The 14,094-nt window shown below is 58.1% G+C and carries 13 protein-coding genes; 4 read left to right on the top strand and 9 right to left on the bottom strand.

All coding sequences use genetic code 11. The features are described 5' to 3' along the window. Positions 1 to 125: 125 nt before the first annotated feature. Entirely contained in the window at positions 126 to 689 is a 564-nt protein-coding gene (locus ACJ8J5_RS04535; RefSeq protein ID WP_025303067.1) for a TetR/AcrR family transcriptional regulator, read from the bottom strand. 127 nt (positions 690 to 816) lie between these two features. Between ACJ8J5_RS04535 and smfY the strand changes: the two genes are divergently transcribed. Both smfY and ACJ8J5_RS04525 read left to right on the top strand, forming a co-directional pair. Then, positions 817 to 2,289 (top strand): multidrug efflux MFS transporter SmfY, encoded by a 1,473-nt coding sequence (gene smfY, locus ACJ8J5_RS04530; protein ID WP_025303068.1) that lies wholly within the window; start codon positions 817 to 819, stop codon positions 2,287 to 2,289. Positions 2,290 to 2,489: 200 nt separating this feature from the next. Continuing rightward, positions 2,490 to 2,981, top strand: a complete 492-nt coding sequence (locus ACJ8J5_RS04525) for a Dps family protein (RefSeq protein ID WP_004932132.1) — start codon at positions 2,490 to 2,492, stop codon at positions 2,979 to 2,981. Positions 2,982 to 3,026: 45 nt separating this feature from the next. On the opposite strand, the gene ACJ8J5_RS04520 is transcribed toward ACJ8J5_RS04525, so the two are convergent. Continuing rightward, on the bottom strand, positions 3,027 to 3,203 hold the full coding sequence (locus ACJ8J5_RS04520) for a YciY family protein (RefSeq protein ID WP_025159792.1): 177 nt from the start codon (positions 3,201 to 3,203) through the stop codon (positions 3,027 to 3,029). 242 nt (positions 3,204 to 3,445) lie between these two features. On the opposite strand from ACJ8J5_RS04520, the gene cls reads away from it, so the two are divergent. Next, positions 3,446 to 4,906 (top strand): cardiolipin synthase, encoded by a 1,461-nt coding sequence (cls, locus tag ACJ8J5_RS04515; RefSeq protein ID WP_025303070.1) that lies wholly within the window; start codon positions 3,446 to 3,448, stop codon positions 4,904 to 4,906. A gap of 56 nt (positions 4,907 to 4,962) precedes the next feature. Further along, entirely contained in the window at positions 4,963 to 5,286 is a 324-nt protein-coding gene (locus ACJ8J5_RS04510) for an HI1450 family dsDNA-mimic protein (RefSeq protein WP_004932139.1), read from the top strand. A 72-nt stretch (positions 5,287 to 5,358) separates the two neighbouring features. Here ACJ8J5_RS04510 and oppF read toward each other — a convergent pair whose 3' ends face one another. The 7 genes from oppF to ACJ8J5_RS04475 form a co-directional block, all read right to left on the bottom strand. After that, entirely contained in the window at positions 5,359 to 6,360 is a 1,002-nt protein-coding gene (gene oppF, locus ACJ8J5_RS04505; protein ID WP_025303071.1) for a murein tripeptide/oligopeptide ABC transporter ATP binding protein OppF, read from the bottom strand. Then, positions 6,357 to 7,373 carry an ABC transporter ATP-binding protein gene (locus tag ACJ8J5_RS04500; RefSeq protein WP_043142468.1) on the bottom strand — a complete coding sequence of 339 codons (1,017 nt, stop codon included), beginning with the start codon at positions 7,371 to 7,373 and terminating at the stop codon, positions 6,357 to 6,359. Before ACJ8J5_RS04500 ends, oppF begins: the two co-directional genes overlap by 4 nt. 11 nt (positions 7,374 to 7,384) lie before the next feature. Next, positions 7,385 to 8,293, bottom strand: coding sequence for an oligopeptide ABC transporter permease OppC (gene oppC / locus ACJ8J5_RS04495; RefSeq protein WP_025303073.1), 909 nt, complete (start codon positions 8,291 to 8,293; stop codon positions 7,385 to 7,387). A gap of 14 nt (positions 8,294 to 8,307) precedes the next feature. Next, positions 8,308 to 9,228: an oligopeptide ABC transporter permease OppB gene (oppB, locus tag ACJ8J5_RS04490; RefSeq protein ID WP_004932150.1), complete on the bottom strand. Its 921-nt coding sequence runs from the start codon at positions 9,226 to 9,228 to the stop codon at positions 8,308 to 8,310. An 83-nt stretch (positions 9,229 to 9,311) separates the two neighbouring features. Further along, entirely contained in the window at positions 9,312 to 10,949 is a 1,638-nt protein-coding gene (gene oppA / locus ACJ8J5_RS04485) for an oligopeptide ABC transporter substrate-binding protein OppA (protein WP_025303074.1), read from the bottom strand. A 149-nt stretch (positions 10,950 to 11,098) separates the two neighbouring features. Continuing rightward, positions 11,099 to 12,736: an ABC transporter substrate-binding protein gene (locus ACJ8J5_RS04480; protein WP_173890058.1), complete on the bottom strand. Its 1,638-nt coding sequence runs from the start codon at positions 12,734 to 12,736 to the stop codon at positions 11,099 to 11,101. Positions 12,737 to 13,432: 696 nt separating this feature from the next. Continuing rightward, entirely contained in the window at positions 13,433 to 14,077 is a 645-nt protein-coding gene (locus ACJ8J5_RS04475; RefSeq protein WP_015378089.1) for a YchE family NAAT transporter, read from the bottom strand. Positions 14,078 to 14,094: the final 17 nt, after the last annotated feature.

Raw genomic sequence — 14,094 nt, 5'->3', positions numbered from 1 at the left:
GCAGGGGGCCTTTGCTCCGAAGCTTGCCGCAGGCAAAAAAAAAAGCCAGCACGGAGTGGCTGGCTAAAAAGTTCTTCGAGGGAATATCTTGTGCGATAAACATACGCCTTTCACTGCGGGCTTTACTAGCTATCAGTGCGATAGGCACCCTCAGTTAAAATCAACGCCTGCATATCGGTGAACATCGTTTCCCATTCCGCCTGGTCGATATCCATTAAACCAAAGTAACGCAGCATAAAGGCGCCTTCGGTGGCGAGAAACGCCAGGCGCGCGCGCTTGCCTTCTTCCGTCGTCAAATCCAAACCGGCGATGCGGCTGCGATACCATTCACGCGTGCTCGCCAGATGCTCCGGCGTTTGAATCAGCGTCGCCATTAGCCCGGCGGCCTTGGCGCTGGCGGTCTGATCCGAGCTTTGCGTCGCCAACATATGCGCCCGCACGCCGGTCTGCGGCGAAGGATCGTCACCGGCGATAGCGGCGAACAGCGTCTCGTAGGCGCTGCCCCAGCGATCGAACATCGCGTCGATCAGGGCGTCTTTGCTGCCGAAACAGTACTGCACCCCGCCCTTGGAGATCCCCATCGCTTTGGCGACGGCGTCAATGGTCAAGCCGGCGGCGCCCTGGGTGGCGACGATCTCTTCGGCGGTGTCCAAAACTTTGTCGCGATCGATGCTGCGTTGACGTCCCATTAAGAAACCCTTCTTTTCAATACGAACGTATGGATATATATTATCGCCAGTATACCACCCGGCATCGCCGGAGGGTTACCACAATGGCGGCGCCTTCGCGCCGCCCACGTTAACTGGATTATGACTTATGTACGCCAAGAACCGCTGGTTAATCCTGACAATGGTCGCCAGCGCCCTGTTCCTGATTGTTATCGACATGACGGTGCTCTATACCGCTCTGCCACGCTTAACCCAGGCGCTGGACGCCAGCGCCTCGCAAAAACTCTGGATCGTCAACGCCTACCCGCTGGTGGTCGCCGGGCTACTGCCCGGCGCCGGCATGCTGAGCGATCGCATCGGCCATAAGCGGCTGTTTCTCGCCGGGCTGCCGGTGTTTGCCGTCGCGTCGCTGTGCGCCGCTTTCTCGCCCACCGCCGAGTGGCTGATCGCCGCGCGGGTATTCCTCGCCGTTGGCGCGGCAATGATGATGCCCGCCACGCTGTCCATCGTGCGTCACGTCTTTACCGACGAACGCGAACGCGCGCTGGCGATCGGCATCTGGGCCTCGGTGGCCTCCGGCGGCGCGGCCATCGGCCCGGTGGTCGGCGGCCTGCTGCTGGAGTATTTCTGGTGGGGATCGGTGTTCCTGATCAACGTACCGGTGGTGTTGCTGGTCTGGCCGCTGGCGTGGAAACTGATCCCGCGCTGCGGCGGTGATAACCCGCGCCCCGCCGATATCGTCGGCTCGGTGCAGATCATGATCGGTCTGGTCGGCGCTATCTATGCGCTGAAGGAACTGAGCAAGCCGGCGCCTGACCTCAGCGCGTTGCTCGCAGCGGCCCTGATCGGCATCCTGTTCCTGGTGCTGTTTGTGCGTCGTCAGCAGCGCAGCGCTCACCCGATGATCGATTTCTCCCTGTTCCGCAACCGGCTGTTCGCCGGCGGCATCGGCGTGGCGTTGCTGTCGATGGTGGCCCTGATCGGCGTCGAGCTGGTGCTCAGCCAACGCTTGCAGCTGGTGCTCGGCCTCAGCCCGCTGCAGGCAGCGCTGTTCATCTTGCCGATCCCGCTGGCCTCGGCGCTGGCGGGGCCAATGGCCGGTTTACTGTTGCCGCGCTACGGTGAGCGCAGCATCATCCTCGGCGGTTTCGTCCTGACCGCCTTCGGCATCGCCGGCCTCGCCCTGTGGTATCAAAGCAGCATGGCACCGCAGCTGGTGAGCCTGGCGTTGGTGGGCTTTGGCCTCGGCGGCGTGATCACCGCCGCGTCCACCGCCATCATGCTGAACGCGCCGGAGGAGAAATCCGGCATGGCGGCATCTATCGAAGACGTCTCCTACGAGCTGGGTGGCGTGCTGGGCGTGACGCTGCTCGGTGGGTTGATGACGGCGGTCTACAGTCACAGCCTGGCGCTGCCGGCGGCGCTGCCGGTCAGCGATTTGGCCTACGACAGTATCGACGAAGCCCTGCGGCTGGCCGCCGGAATGGCGGCCGATCGCGCGCAGCAGCTGACGCAGCTGGCGCGTTTGGCCTTCGATCGCGCCTTTATTACGGTGCTGATCGCCGCCGCGCTGTTAATGGCGCTGGGCGCCGGCGTGGTAAAACTGGCGCTGCGCAAGTAACCGATAAAAGCGGCTTTTTTCGCCGGCGGATCCTGCGTAAACTGATTCGGCAATTTGCTCGACGGATTTATCGTCATCGGTTTAAGCGATGGTAATGATGCCTGTTATCGTGTTTAACCCTGCGATAAATCCGGTTACTGTAACAGCTATGGAAATTGATTCTGTCTACCCTTGGAACGAATAATCAGGAGAAGATTATTATGGCAACGGCGAAGAAAGCAGCGAAAACCCATATCGGCCTCGACAGTAAACAATCGGCAAAACTCGCCGAAGCGCTGAATGCGCTGTTGGCGAATTATCAGGTGCTGTATATGAACGTGCGCGGCTATCACTGGAATATTACCGGCCCGCAGTTCTTTGAGCTGCACGCGAAATTCGAAGAAACTTACAACGATCTGCTGACCAAGGTGGATGAGCTGGCGGAACGTATCCTGACGCTGGGCTCGCAGCCGCGTCACGCTTTCAGCGACTATCTGAAAACCGCCGACATCAAGGAACACACCAACGTGACCGATGATAAGGGCACGCTGCGCGGCCTGTTGGAAGGGTATTCAATCTTGCTGCAGCAGCAGCGTGAACTGCTGACGGTAGCGGCAGACGCCGGCGACGAAGGCACCGCGTCATTGATGAGCGATTATATCAAAGAGCAGGAAAAACAGGTCTGGATGCTCAACGCCTATCTGGGCAAATAACCCTGACGCCATAACAAAACAGTCCCTCTCGGGACTGTTTTCGTTTTACCACTCGCAGGATACCGCAAACAGCAGCGCACGCCGATGCTGATCGTCCAGGCGGCGCCGCACCCGGATAATATGGCGATTGCTGCACGACTGGCGTTCCAGCCAGCGATGCCGGCGACGTTGGCTCTGTCGCAACATGCGCCAACGGCCCACTTCATTTCTACTGCGTCTCATAATTCCGTCACTCGTTCGTCTAATGCCAACCGCGGGCATTATAGCCCTTTCCGCCCGTGATCCAAGCCGCCGTTATCGGCAACATACCGGACGTCGCACCGGCAAAAGCCCCCCTTTCAATTTCGGCAAGTGCCTTAACTTCATCATATTTATGTAACATAAGCGCCGATAAAAGGTTTCGCCTTGCCCGATCTGTGCGTACACTCATCATTGGTGGTTTGCGAACGGGATTTTTCGCCTTTATGACAACATTTTATACCGTAATCAGTTGGCTCATGGTGTTCGGCTACTGGCTGCTGATCGCCGGCGTGACGATGCGCATTTTGATGAAACGCCGTGCGGTTCCCTCTGCCATGGCCTGGCTGCTGGTTATCTATATTCTGCCGCTGTTCGGCATCGTGGCCTATTTATCGTTCGGCGAGCTGCATCTGGGCAAGCGCCGGGCCGAGCGCGCCAAGGCCATGTGGCCGTCGACCGCGCGCTGGCTGAAGGAACTGAAAGAGAGCCGTCGCATCTTCGCCACCGAATACAGTAAAGTCGCCGAACCGCTGTTCCAGCTGTGCAACCGCCGCCAGGGCATCGACGGCGTCAAGGGCAACCAGCTGCAGCTGCTCACCACCACCGACGACACGCTGAAAGCGCTGATCCGCGACATCGAGCTGGCGCGCCACAACATCGAAATGGTGTTCTATATCTGGCAGCCCGGCGGCCTGGTCGATCAGGTGGCCGAATCGCTGATGGCCGCCGCCCGGCGCGGCGTACACTGCCGCCTGATGCTGGACTCCGCCGGCAGCCTGCAATTTTTCCGCAGCCCCTACCCGGCGATGATGCGCAACGCCGGCATCGAAGTGGTCGAAGCGTTGAAGGTCAACCTCTTGCGCGTGTTCCTGCGCCGCATGGATCTGCGTCAGCACCGCAAAGTAGTGCTGATCGACAACTATATCGCCTATACCGGCAGCATGAACATGGTCGATCCGCGCTACTTCAAACAGGATGCGGGCGTCGGCCAATGGATCGATCTGATGGCGCGCATGGAAGGCCCGGTGGCCACCACCATGGGCATCGTCTATGCCTGCGACTGGGAAATTGAAACCGGCAAGCGCATTCTGCCGCCGCCGCCGGACGTCAACATCATGCCGTTCGAGCAGGAAAGCGGCCACACCATTCAGGTGATCGCCTCCGGCCCCGGCTTCCCCGAGGAAATGATCCACCAGGCGCTGCTAACCGCGGTTTATTCCGCGCGCGAGCAGCTGATCATGACCACGCCGTACTTCGTGCCGAGCGACGATCTGCTGCACGCCATCTGCACCGCCGCCCTGCGCGGCGTCGAGGTCAGCATCATCGTGCCGCGCGACAACGATTCGATGATGGTGCGCTGGGCCAGCCGCGCGTTCTTCTCCGAGCTGCTGGAAGCCGGAGTGAAAATTTATCAGTTCGAAGGCGGTCTGCTGCACACCAAGAGTGTGCTGGTTGACGGCCAGCTTAGCCTGGTCGGCACCGTCAATCTGGATATGCGCAGCCTGTGGCTGAATTTCGAAATCACCCTGGTGATCGACGACGACGGCTTCGGCAGCGATCTGGCCTGCGTGCAGGAAGATTACATCGCCCGTTCCCAGTTGCTGAACGCCAAAGAGTGGCTGAAGCGGCCGTTCTGGCATCGCCTGGTTGAGCGCCTGTTCTACTTTTTCAGCCCGCTGCTGTAAAAGCCGCAACGAGCGTGCTTTAATAGCGCCAAATCATTTGTTATCAGGATTTTTTTATGGATTTGAATAACCGCCTTACCGAAGACGAAACGCTGGAACAGGCCTACGACATCTTTCTCGAATTGGCCGGCGACAATCTGGATCCGGCGGATATTCTGCTGTTCAATCTGCAGTTTGAAGAGCGCGGCGGCGCAGAACTGTACGATCCCTCCGAAGACTGGAGCGAGCACGTGGACTACGATCTGAACCCAGACTTCTTCGCCGAAGTGGTGATCGGTCTGGCGGACAGCGACGGCGAGCCAATCAACGACGTGTTCGCCCGCGTGCTGATCTGCCGCGAGAAAGACCACAAGCTGTGCCACATTCTGTGGAAAGAGTGATTCGCCGCCAGCGCATCGGATAAAAAAGCCCCGCTTATTCAGCGGGGCTTTTTGTTGCCGGCTAGCGTCGCATTACAGAGGATCGACCTTCAGGCAGGATACCGCGTGGCGGAAGCTGCCCTCCAGCAGCGGACGCGTCTTGGCGCACTCCGGCCCGGCGATCGGGCAGCGGGTGCGGAACACGCAGCCGGTCGGCGGGTTGATCGGCGAAGGCAGCTCCCCTTCCAACAGCTGGATCTGTTTTTCCTTCTCCTTGTCCGGATCCGGGATCGGCACCGCCGACATCAGCGCTTTGGTGTAAGGATGCTGTGGGTTGTGATACACCTCGTCATAGGTGCCCAGCTCCACCGCATGGCCCAGGTACATCACCAGCACGCGATCGGAAATGTGCTTCACCACCGCCAAATCGTGGGCGATAAAGATCAATGACAGCCCCATCTCGCGCTGCAGCTGCTGCAACAGGTTCACCACCTGCGCCTGAATCGACACGTCCAACGCGGAGACCGGCTCGTCGCAGATCACCAGCTTCGGTTCGAGGATCAGCGCGCGCGCGATGCCGATACGCTGGCACTGACCGCCGGAGAACTCGTGCGGGTAGCGGTTGATCAGGTTAGGCAACAGGCCGACCTTCAGCATCATCGCCTTGACCTTGTCCTTCACTTCCTGACGCGGCATTTTCGGGTAGTAGGTGCGCAGCGGCTCGGCGATGATCTCGCCGATGGTCATGCGCGGGTTGAGCGAAGCCAGCGGATCCTGGAAGATCATCTGGATATCGCTGCGGGTTTTACGCCAGTCGGCGTCGCTCATGCCCAGCAGATCTTTGCCCAGCCAGGCGACGCGCCCGCTGGTGGCCTTCACCAGGCCGATGATGGCGCGCGCGAAGGTGGATTTGCCGCAGCCGGATTCGCCGACCACGCCCAGGGTTTCCCCCTCGAACAGCCGCAGCGTAACGCCATCGACCGCCTTCAGGGTTTTCGGCGGCTGCCAGAACCACTGTTTGTCGTCATGAATGTCGAAGTGCACTTTCAGATCGGCGACTTCGAGCAGCACTTTCTTGTCGGTTACCGCTGTCATACTAACGCCTCCACCGGTTTAAAGCAGGCGCGCAGGCGCCCTTCCCCAAATTGCTCCAACGGCGGAGCGCTCGCGCACTGTTCCATGGCGTACGGGCAGCGCGGCTGGAACGGGCAGCCTTTCGGCAACCGCAGTAGGTTCGGCGGGTTGCCGGGAATGGTCAACAACGCTTCGCCTTCGGCGTCGAGACGCGGCACCGCATTCAACAGACCAATGGAGTACGGATGGCTCGGCTGGTAGAACACCTCGCGCGCGCTGCCGTATTCCATGGTGCGGCCGGCGTACATCACCAGCACCTTGTTGCAGATGCCGGCCACCACGCCCAGGTCGTGGGTGATCATGATGATGGCGGTGTTGAACTCGCGCTTCAGCTCGTTGAGCAGCGTCATGATCTGCGCCTGGACGGTCACGTCCAGCGCGGTGGTCGGCTCGTCGGCGATCAGCAGCTTCGGCCGGCACAGCAACGCCATGGCGATCATCACGCGCTGGCGCATACCGCCGGAAAACTCGTGCGGGTACATGCGCATGCGCTTGCGCGCCTCCGGCATTTTCACCGCGTCGAGCATGCGGACCGACTCTTCGAAGGCTTCGCTTTTGCTCAGTTTCTTATGCAGCATCAGCACTTCCATCAGCTGTTCGCCAACGCGCATATAAGGGTTGAGCGAGGTCATCGGGTCCTGGAAGATCATCGAGATCTCCTCGGCCCGCAGCTTGTTAAGCTGATTTTCCGGCAGGTTGAGGATCTCGCGGCCGTTGAATTTGGCCGAGCCGCCGATGCGGCCATTGCTCGCCAGCAGCCCCATCAGGGCGAACGCGGTCTGCGATTTGCCTGAGCCAGATTCACCGACGATGCCCAGCGTTTCGCCGGCGCGCAGATCGAAGTTCAGATCGTTTACCGCCGTCACGTCGCCGTCCGGCGTGGAAAACGTGACGCGCAGGTCTTTTACGTCCAGCAGCGGCGACGTTTTGACGCCGGCGCCGGTTTGCAGTTGAGGATGTTCAATGGTGCTCATGGTTGCACTCCTTAACGATCTTTCGGGTCGAGGGCGTCACGCAGGCCATCGCCGATAAAGTTGAAACAGAACAGAGTGACTACCAGGAAACCCGCCGGGAACAGCAGCAACCACGGTGAAACTTCCATTGAGTTGGCGCCGTCGCTGAGCAATGCGCCCCAGCTGCTCAGCGGCTCCTGCGTGCCCAGCCCCAGGAAGCTGAGGAAGGATTCGAACAGGATCATGCTCGGCACCAGCAGCGACGCGTACACCACTACCACGCCGAGCACGTTAGGCACGATATGCCGCAGCACGATGTTGCGCGTGGAGACGCCGCACACCAGCGCCGCTTCGATGAACTCCTTACGCTTGAGACCGAGCGTTTGGCCGCGCACGATACGCGCCATATCCAGCCACGACACCATACCGATCGCCACGAAGATCAACAGGATATTCTGGCCGAAGAAGGTCACCAGCAGGATCACGAAGAACATGAACGGGAAGGAGTTGAGGATCTCCAGCAGACGCATCATCACCGAGTCGATCTTGCCGCCCAGATAACCGGACATCGCGCCGTACAGGGTGCCGACGATCACCGCCACCAGCGCCGCCGCCACGCCGACCATCAGCGAGATACGCCCGCCAATCGCCACGCGCACCAGTAGGTCGCGCCCGGAGGAATCGGTGCCGAAATAGTGCCCCGATTCCAAGCTTGGCGCGGCGGACATCATCGCCCAATCGGTATCGTCGTAGGCAAATTGCGACAGCATCGGCGCCAGCACCACAAACAGCGTGATCAACACCAGGATGAACAGGCTGCTGACCGCCGCACGGTTATGCATAAAGCGCCGGCGCGCGTCTTGCCACAGGCTGCGTCCTTCCACTTCCAGCTTCTCGCTGAAGTGTTCCAGAGCTTCGCTGTTCTTTTTAGTCAACATCATTCGCGTGCTCCAGATTAATAACGGATTTTCGGATCGATGACCGCATACAGCACATCGACGATCGCGTTGAACAGAATGGTCAGAGCGCCCACCAGAATGGTCAGGCTCAACACCAGGGAGTAGTCGCGGTTCAGCGCGCCGTTAACGAACAGCTGGCCGATCCCCGGCAGGCCGTAGATGGTTTCGATCACCATCGAACCGGTGATGATCCCGACGAACGCCGGGCCCATATAGGACAGCACCGGCAACAGCGCCGGCTTCAGCGCGTGGCGGAAAATGATGCGGCGCATCGGCAAGCCTTTAGCGCGCGCGGTGCGAATGAAGTTGGAGTGCAGCACTTCAATCATCGAGCCGCGCGTGATACGGGCGATGCTGGCGATATAGGCCAGAGACAGCGCTACCATCGGCAAGATGATGAACTTAGGCGCGCCGCCGTTCCAGCCGCCGCCCGGCAGCCATTTCAACGTGATGGCGAAGATCAGCACCAACAGCGGCGCCACCACGAAACTGGGTATCACCACCCCGGTCATGGCGAACCCCATCACCGTGTAGTCCCATTTGGTGTTCTGATTCAACGCGGCGATCACGCCGGCGCTCACGCCCAGCACCACCGCCAGCAGAAACGCGGCCAGGCCGAGTTTGGCGGAAACCGGGAAAGAGCTGGCGACCAGATCGTTGACCGAATAGTCCTTGTATTTAAAGGACGGGCCGAAGTCTCCCTGCGCAAGCTGCGCCAGATAATGACCGTACTGTTTCCAGATCGGGTCGTTCAAATGGTATTTGGCTTCGATATTCGCCATAACTTCCGGCGGCAATGCGCGTTCCCCGGTAAATGGACTGCCGGGCGCCAGGCGCATCATGAAGAATGAGATGGTGATAAGGATAAATAGTGTCGGGATCGCTTCCAATAAGCGACGAAGTATAAATTTAAGCATTGCCCTAACCCTGTGCGACAGCCTGATGACGGCTTATTATTCTCAACATGGGCCGGCGGCCTGCGCCGCCGGCTCTTACCGTATCAATGCTTGATGATGTACAGGTTTTTGTCGTACACGTTATCAAGCGGGTCTTTGCCGGTGTAGCCACCGACGTAAGGTTTCACCAAACGGGCGTTCACGTAGTAATACAGCGGAACGATGGCGGAATCTTTATCCAGCTGAACTTCCGCTTTCTGATACAGATCGGCGCGCTCGTCTTTGCTCTTCGCGGTCAACACGTTGGCCATCAGCTTGTCGAACTCGGCGCTCTTATAGTGCGGGGTGTTACTGCTGCTGTCGGACAGCATCATGTTCAGGAACGAACTCGGCTCGTTATAGTCGGCGCACCAGCCGGCGCGCGCCACGTCATAGGTCCCCTGATGACGGGTATCCAGGAAGGTTTTCCACTCCTGGTTCACCAGCTTCACGTCCACGCCCAGGTTTTTCTTCCAGATGGACGCGGCGGCGATCGCCAGCTTCTTGTGCAGATCGGAGGTGTTGTACAGCAGGGAGAAGGTCAGCGGTTTGCCCGGGCCGTAGCCGGCTTCCGCCAGCAGTTTCTTCGCCACTTCGTTGCGTTTTTCCTGCGTCCAGCCGAACCACTCCGGCGGAGTCAGCTTGGCGCCGTCGGTGTATGGCGGCGTAAAGCTGTAGGCCGGCAGATCGCCCTGGTTTTTCACCTTGTTGACGATGATGTCGCGGTCCATGCCCAGCTTCAGCGCTTCACGCACGCGCGCATCGGTGAACGGCGCCTTCTGGTTGTTGATTTCGTAGTAGTAGGTGCACAGGTAAGGATCGACATGCACCTCTTTCGGGATCTCTTTCTTCAGCTTCTGGAACAGTTCGATCGGCATGTTGTTGTAGGTCATGTCGATTTCGCCGGTGCGGTAGCGGTTAACGTCGGTCACTTCCGACGAAATAGGCAGGAACGTCACTTTATTGATGATGGTTTTGGCGTTATCCCAATATTCCGGGTTGCGTTCCAGTACGATGCGTTCGTTGACAATCCAGTCTTTCAGTTTGTAAGCGCCGTTGCTGACGTAGTTGGCTGGCAGCGTCCACTTCTCGCCAAACTTCTCCACCGCGTCTTTGTAAACCGGCTTCATGGCGTAGTGTGGGGTCATTTCAACCAGATAAGGCACCGGCTCGCTCAGGGTCACCTGGAAGGTGTGGTCGTCGATGGCCTTCACGCCCAGCGTCGACTTGTCTTTTTTACCGGCGATGATGTCATCGACGTTTTCCACATGGGCATACTGCAGGTAGCTGGCGTAAGGCGATGCAGTTTTCGGATCCACTACGCGCTGCCAGCTGTAGACGAAATCTTGCGCCGTCACCGGCTTGCCGTTGGACCATTTGGCGTCTTTACGCAGGTGGAAGGTCCAGACTTTGAAATCTTTGTTATCCCAGCTTTCCGCGACGCCCGGCACGATGGAACCGTCCGGGCTGTTGTTCGCCAAGCCTTCCATCAGATCGCGGGTGACGTTGTTTTCCGGCACGCCCTCGATTTTATGCGGGTCAAGCGACTGCACTTCGGAACCGTTATTTTTGACAATTTCTTGCTTGTCGGCCAGTTGCACGCCGGCAGGAACGTCGGCGGCAAAGGCGGAGGTGGTTGCTGTGATGCCCAGCGCGGCGATGACGCCGGCGGCAATGAGCGTTTTCTTCGTGATGTTGGTCATACTTATCGACTCCAGTTTTTTATTATCACAGGCTCTTCGTGGAACCTGCGTTGCCCGTAAGCGGACTCTGTTTTCCCGCCGCCGCGGAACGAATGCGGCGGCCGGCCTTCCCTATATTCCTCCGCGAGTTAGCGCAAGGAATACCCCTTTTACTGCTTGATAATGTACAGATTTTTAACGTCGGTATAGTCCAGCGGGTCTTTGCCGGTGAACCCGCCTACCGTCGGCTTGATCAACCGTGCGCTGACGCGGTAATACACCGGGATCAACGCGGAGTCTTTGTCCAGCTGAGCTTCCGCCTGCTGATAGAGCGCGGCGCGCGCGGCCTCATCCGGCGCCTTCAGCGTGGCGGCCATGATGGCGTCGAACGCCGGGCTCTTATAGAACACGGTATTGATACTGCTGTTGGACAGCACCAGATTCAGGAACGCGCTGGGTTCGTTGTAATCCCCGCACCACGTGGCGCGCGCCACGTCGTATTGCCCCTGATGGCGGCTCTCCAGCGAAGTCTTCCACTCCTGATTACGCAGCGTGACCTCGGCACCGAGGTTCTTCTTCCACATCGATGCGGCGGCGATCGCCTGCTGTTTGTTTTGATCGGAGGTGTTGTAGAGCAACGAGAACTTCAGCGGTTTGGCATCGCTGTAGCCCGCCTCCGCCAGCAGCTTCCTGGCTTCGGCGTTGCGCTGTTCCTGGCTCCAGCCGGCCCAGGCGGGCTGCGTAAAGTTGGCGCCTTCCGTAAAGGTCGGCGTGAAACTGTAGGCCGGGATCTGCCCCTGGCCCATGATCTTGTTGGCGATGATGTCGCGATCCAGCGTCATCTTCACCGCCGTACGCACGCGTGGATCGGTAAACGGCGCCCGCTTGTTATTGAGCTCGTAATAGAAGGTGCACAGATAAGGGTTAACGTGCAGCTGTTCGGGCATTTCGCGCTTCATCTTGACGTACAGGTACGGCGGGATCGCGCTGTTGGTGATGTCGATCTCGCCGCTGCGGAAGCGGTTGACGTCGCTGACTTCCGAGGTAATTGGCAGGAAGGTTGCCTGATTGATCACCGTCTGCTTGTTGTTCCAGTAGCTCGGGCTGCGCTCCAGCACGATGCGCTCGTTCACCACCCACTCTTTCAGGCGGTAAGCGCCGTTGCCGACGTAGTTGGCGGGTAGCGTCCATTTATCGCCGAATTTCTCCACCACCGCCCGTTTGACCGGTTTGAGCGACGTGTGGCTCAGCATGCTGATGAAATACGGCACCGGTTCGCTGAGCGTCACCTGCAGCGTCTGGTCATCCAACGCCTTGACGCCGAGGGTCTGCGGAGGCTTCTTGCCGGTCAGGATGTCGTCGATATTGTCGACTTTGGTGTATTGCAGATAGCTGGCGTAAGGCGAGGCGATTTTCGGATCGGCCAGGCGCTGCCAGCTGTAGACGAAGTCCTGCGCGGTCACCGGAGTGCCGTCGCTCCACACCGCGCCGGGGCGCAGGTGGAAGGTCCATTGCTGATAATTCTGGTTTTCCCAGCTCGCCGCCGCCGCCGGCACCACATGCCCGTTGGCGTCGGTGCTCACCAGCCCTTCCAGCAGGTTAAGAATGATATTGCTTTCCGGTACCCCCTCGACCTTATGCGGATCCAATGAAGCCACTTCGCTGCCGTTGTTGATCACAATATTCTGTTGCTGCGCCAACTGAACGCCGGCCGGCACTTCCGCCGCCAAACTGTTATTTATGACGCCGACGCTCAGCGCGCCGCTAATCAACAAGGTCAAAGAAGTACGCTTCAGGGTTTGCTGCATAATCGAGGCTCCTTTTCACCGACAAGCATCGCTTATCGAAGTTTGTGAAGTGTTTATAAGAATTCTAAATAAACGGATACCAGCAAAAATCATTCCCGTTTTTATGGCGCATTTCAGTTAATTGACCACGGGAAAGTTGCTCGGAAATTAGCAGAAGCCAAATTCCATAGCCAATAAATTTTACGAAAATGTTAAGCAATTCTCTTTTATCGCACGAAGCCCGATCCGCCTCCCGAGATTGGGGCGACGGAGAAACAAAATCACCACATTGATTTTAAAGACAAAAAAACCAAAATCATTTCGTTTGAAACCGTCAGCGTCATCTCACCGCCGCACAAAGAAACATTCAGTTAACAATCCAGCCATTCAAAGAACAAACACCTGCCTATGGTCGGTTAATCACTAATAACACCTGGATGAAAGTGAGACAAGCCCCACAGAATGATGTGATTAATTTAACAACAGCTTTACCGTTGAACGGGGACAAAACGCGCGGAAATGGGGGAAGAAAAGTGTCTGAAATAACGCTTAGCGTTTTTTTTGCACAGCAAGATGAGATTTATGCAACATAAGGGTGCAACCGAATAAATTTTATTCATCCTCTGCACTATAATAATGCGAACCAATAAATAATTTAAATTTTAAAATTAATTTTAGCCGCGCCAACGCGAAAGGTGCGCGGCTAAACAAAGGGTATTACAACAGGCCGGGGAATATCGCCTTAATGCCGGTAACGATAAACTCGATCCCGAGCGCCATCAGCAACAGGCCCATGATTCGGGTGATCACGTTGATGCCGGTCTGCCCAAGCAAACGCACCAACAGCGGCGCGGCGCGGAACAACAGCCAGCAGCAAAAGGCGAACAAGGCGATCGCCACCGTAAAACCGAGCAGGCTTTGCCAGTTGTGATAACGTGAACTCCAGACGATGGTAGAACTGATCGCCCCTGGCCCCGCCATCAGCGGCAGCGCTAACGGCACCACGCCGATACTTTCGCGGATCGCGCTCTCCGACTTCTCTTGTTTGTTCTGTTTGTCTTCCCCCAGCTTGCCGCTGATCATCGACATGGCGATGGTCACCACCAGAATACCGCCGGCGATGCGGAACGAATCGATAGAGATGCCGAACATCCGCAGGATCCCTTCGCCCAGGAACAGCGAGGTCCACAGAATGATGGCGACCGACAGGTTGGCGGTCAGGTTGGTTTTGTTGCGCCCCGCTTCCGCCTGATAACTGGTCATACTGATAAACACCGGCAAGATGCCCACCGGGTTGACCAGCGCAAACAGACCGACAAAGAACTTGATAAAGCCGGAAAGATCCAACAGAGATTGGCCCACAGATGGCTCCGCATTAA

The organism is Serratia sp. CY43202 (assembly GCF_052168755.1).
GTDB classification, from domain to species: domain Bacteria; phylum Pseudomonadota; class Gammaproteobacteria; order Enterobacterales; family Enterobacteriaceae; genus Serratia; species Serratia bockelmannii.
This window is presented reverse-complemented; position numbering and strand designations above follow the sequence as displayed.

Bases quoted from the DNA above. Each gene is read 5' to 3' on its own strand.
- ACJ8J5_RS04535 (WP_025303067.1), bottom strand. From the start codon at position 689: ATGGGACGTCAACGCAGCATCGATCGCGACAAAGTTTTGGACACCGCC.
- smfY (WP_025303068.1), top strand. From the start codon at position 817: ATGTACGCCAAGAACCGCTGGTTAATCCTGACAATGGTCGCCAGCGCC.
- ACJ8J5_RS04525 (WP_004932132.1), top strand. From the start codon at position 2,490: ATGGCAACGGCGAAGAAAGCAGCGAAAACCCATATCGGCCTCGACAGT.
- ACJ8J5_RS04520 (WP_025159792.1), bottom strand. From the start codon at position 3,203: ATGAGACGCAGTAGAAATGAAGTGGGCCGTTGGCGCATGTTGCGACAG.
- cls (WP_025303070.1), top strand. From the start codon at position 3,446: ATGACAACATTTTATACCGTAATCAGTTGGCTCATGGTGTTCGGCTAC.
- ACJ8J5_RS04510 (WP_004932139.1), top strand. From the start codon at position 4,963: ATGGATTTGAATAACCGCCTTACCGAAGACGAAACGCTGGAACAGGCC.
- oppF (WP_025303071.1), bottom strand. From the start codon at position 6,360: ATGACAGCGGTAACCGACAAGAAAGTGCTGCTCGAAGTCGCCGATCTG.
- ACJ8J5_RS04500 (WP_043142468.1), bottom strand. From the start codon at position 7,373: ATGAGCACCATTGAACATCCTCAACTGCAAACCGGCGCCGGCGTCAAA.
- oppC (WP_025303073.1), bottom strand. From the start codon at position 8,293: ATGATGTTGACTAAAAAGAACAGCGAAGCTCTGGAACACTTCAGCGAG.
- oppB (WP_004932150.1), bottom strand. From the start codon at position 9,228: ATGCTTAAATTTATACTTCGTCGCTTATTGGAAGCGATCCCGACACTA.
- oppA (WP_025303074.1), bottom strand. From the start codon at position 10,949: ATGACCAACATCACGAAGAAAACGCTCATTGCCGCCGGCGTCATCGCC.
- ACJ8J5_RS04480 (WP_173890058.1), bottom strand. From the start codon at position 12,736: ATGCAGCAAACCCTGAAGCGTACTTCTTTGACCTTGTTGATTAGCGGC.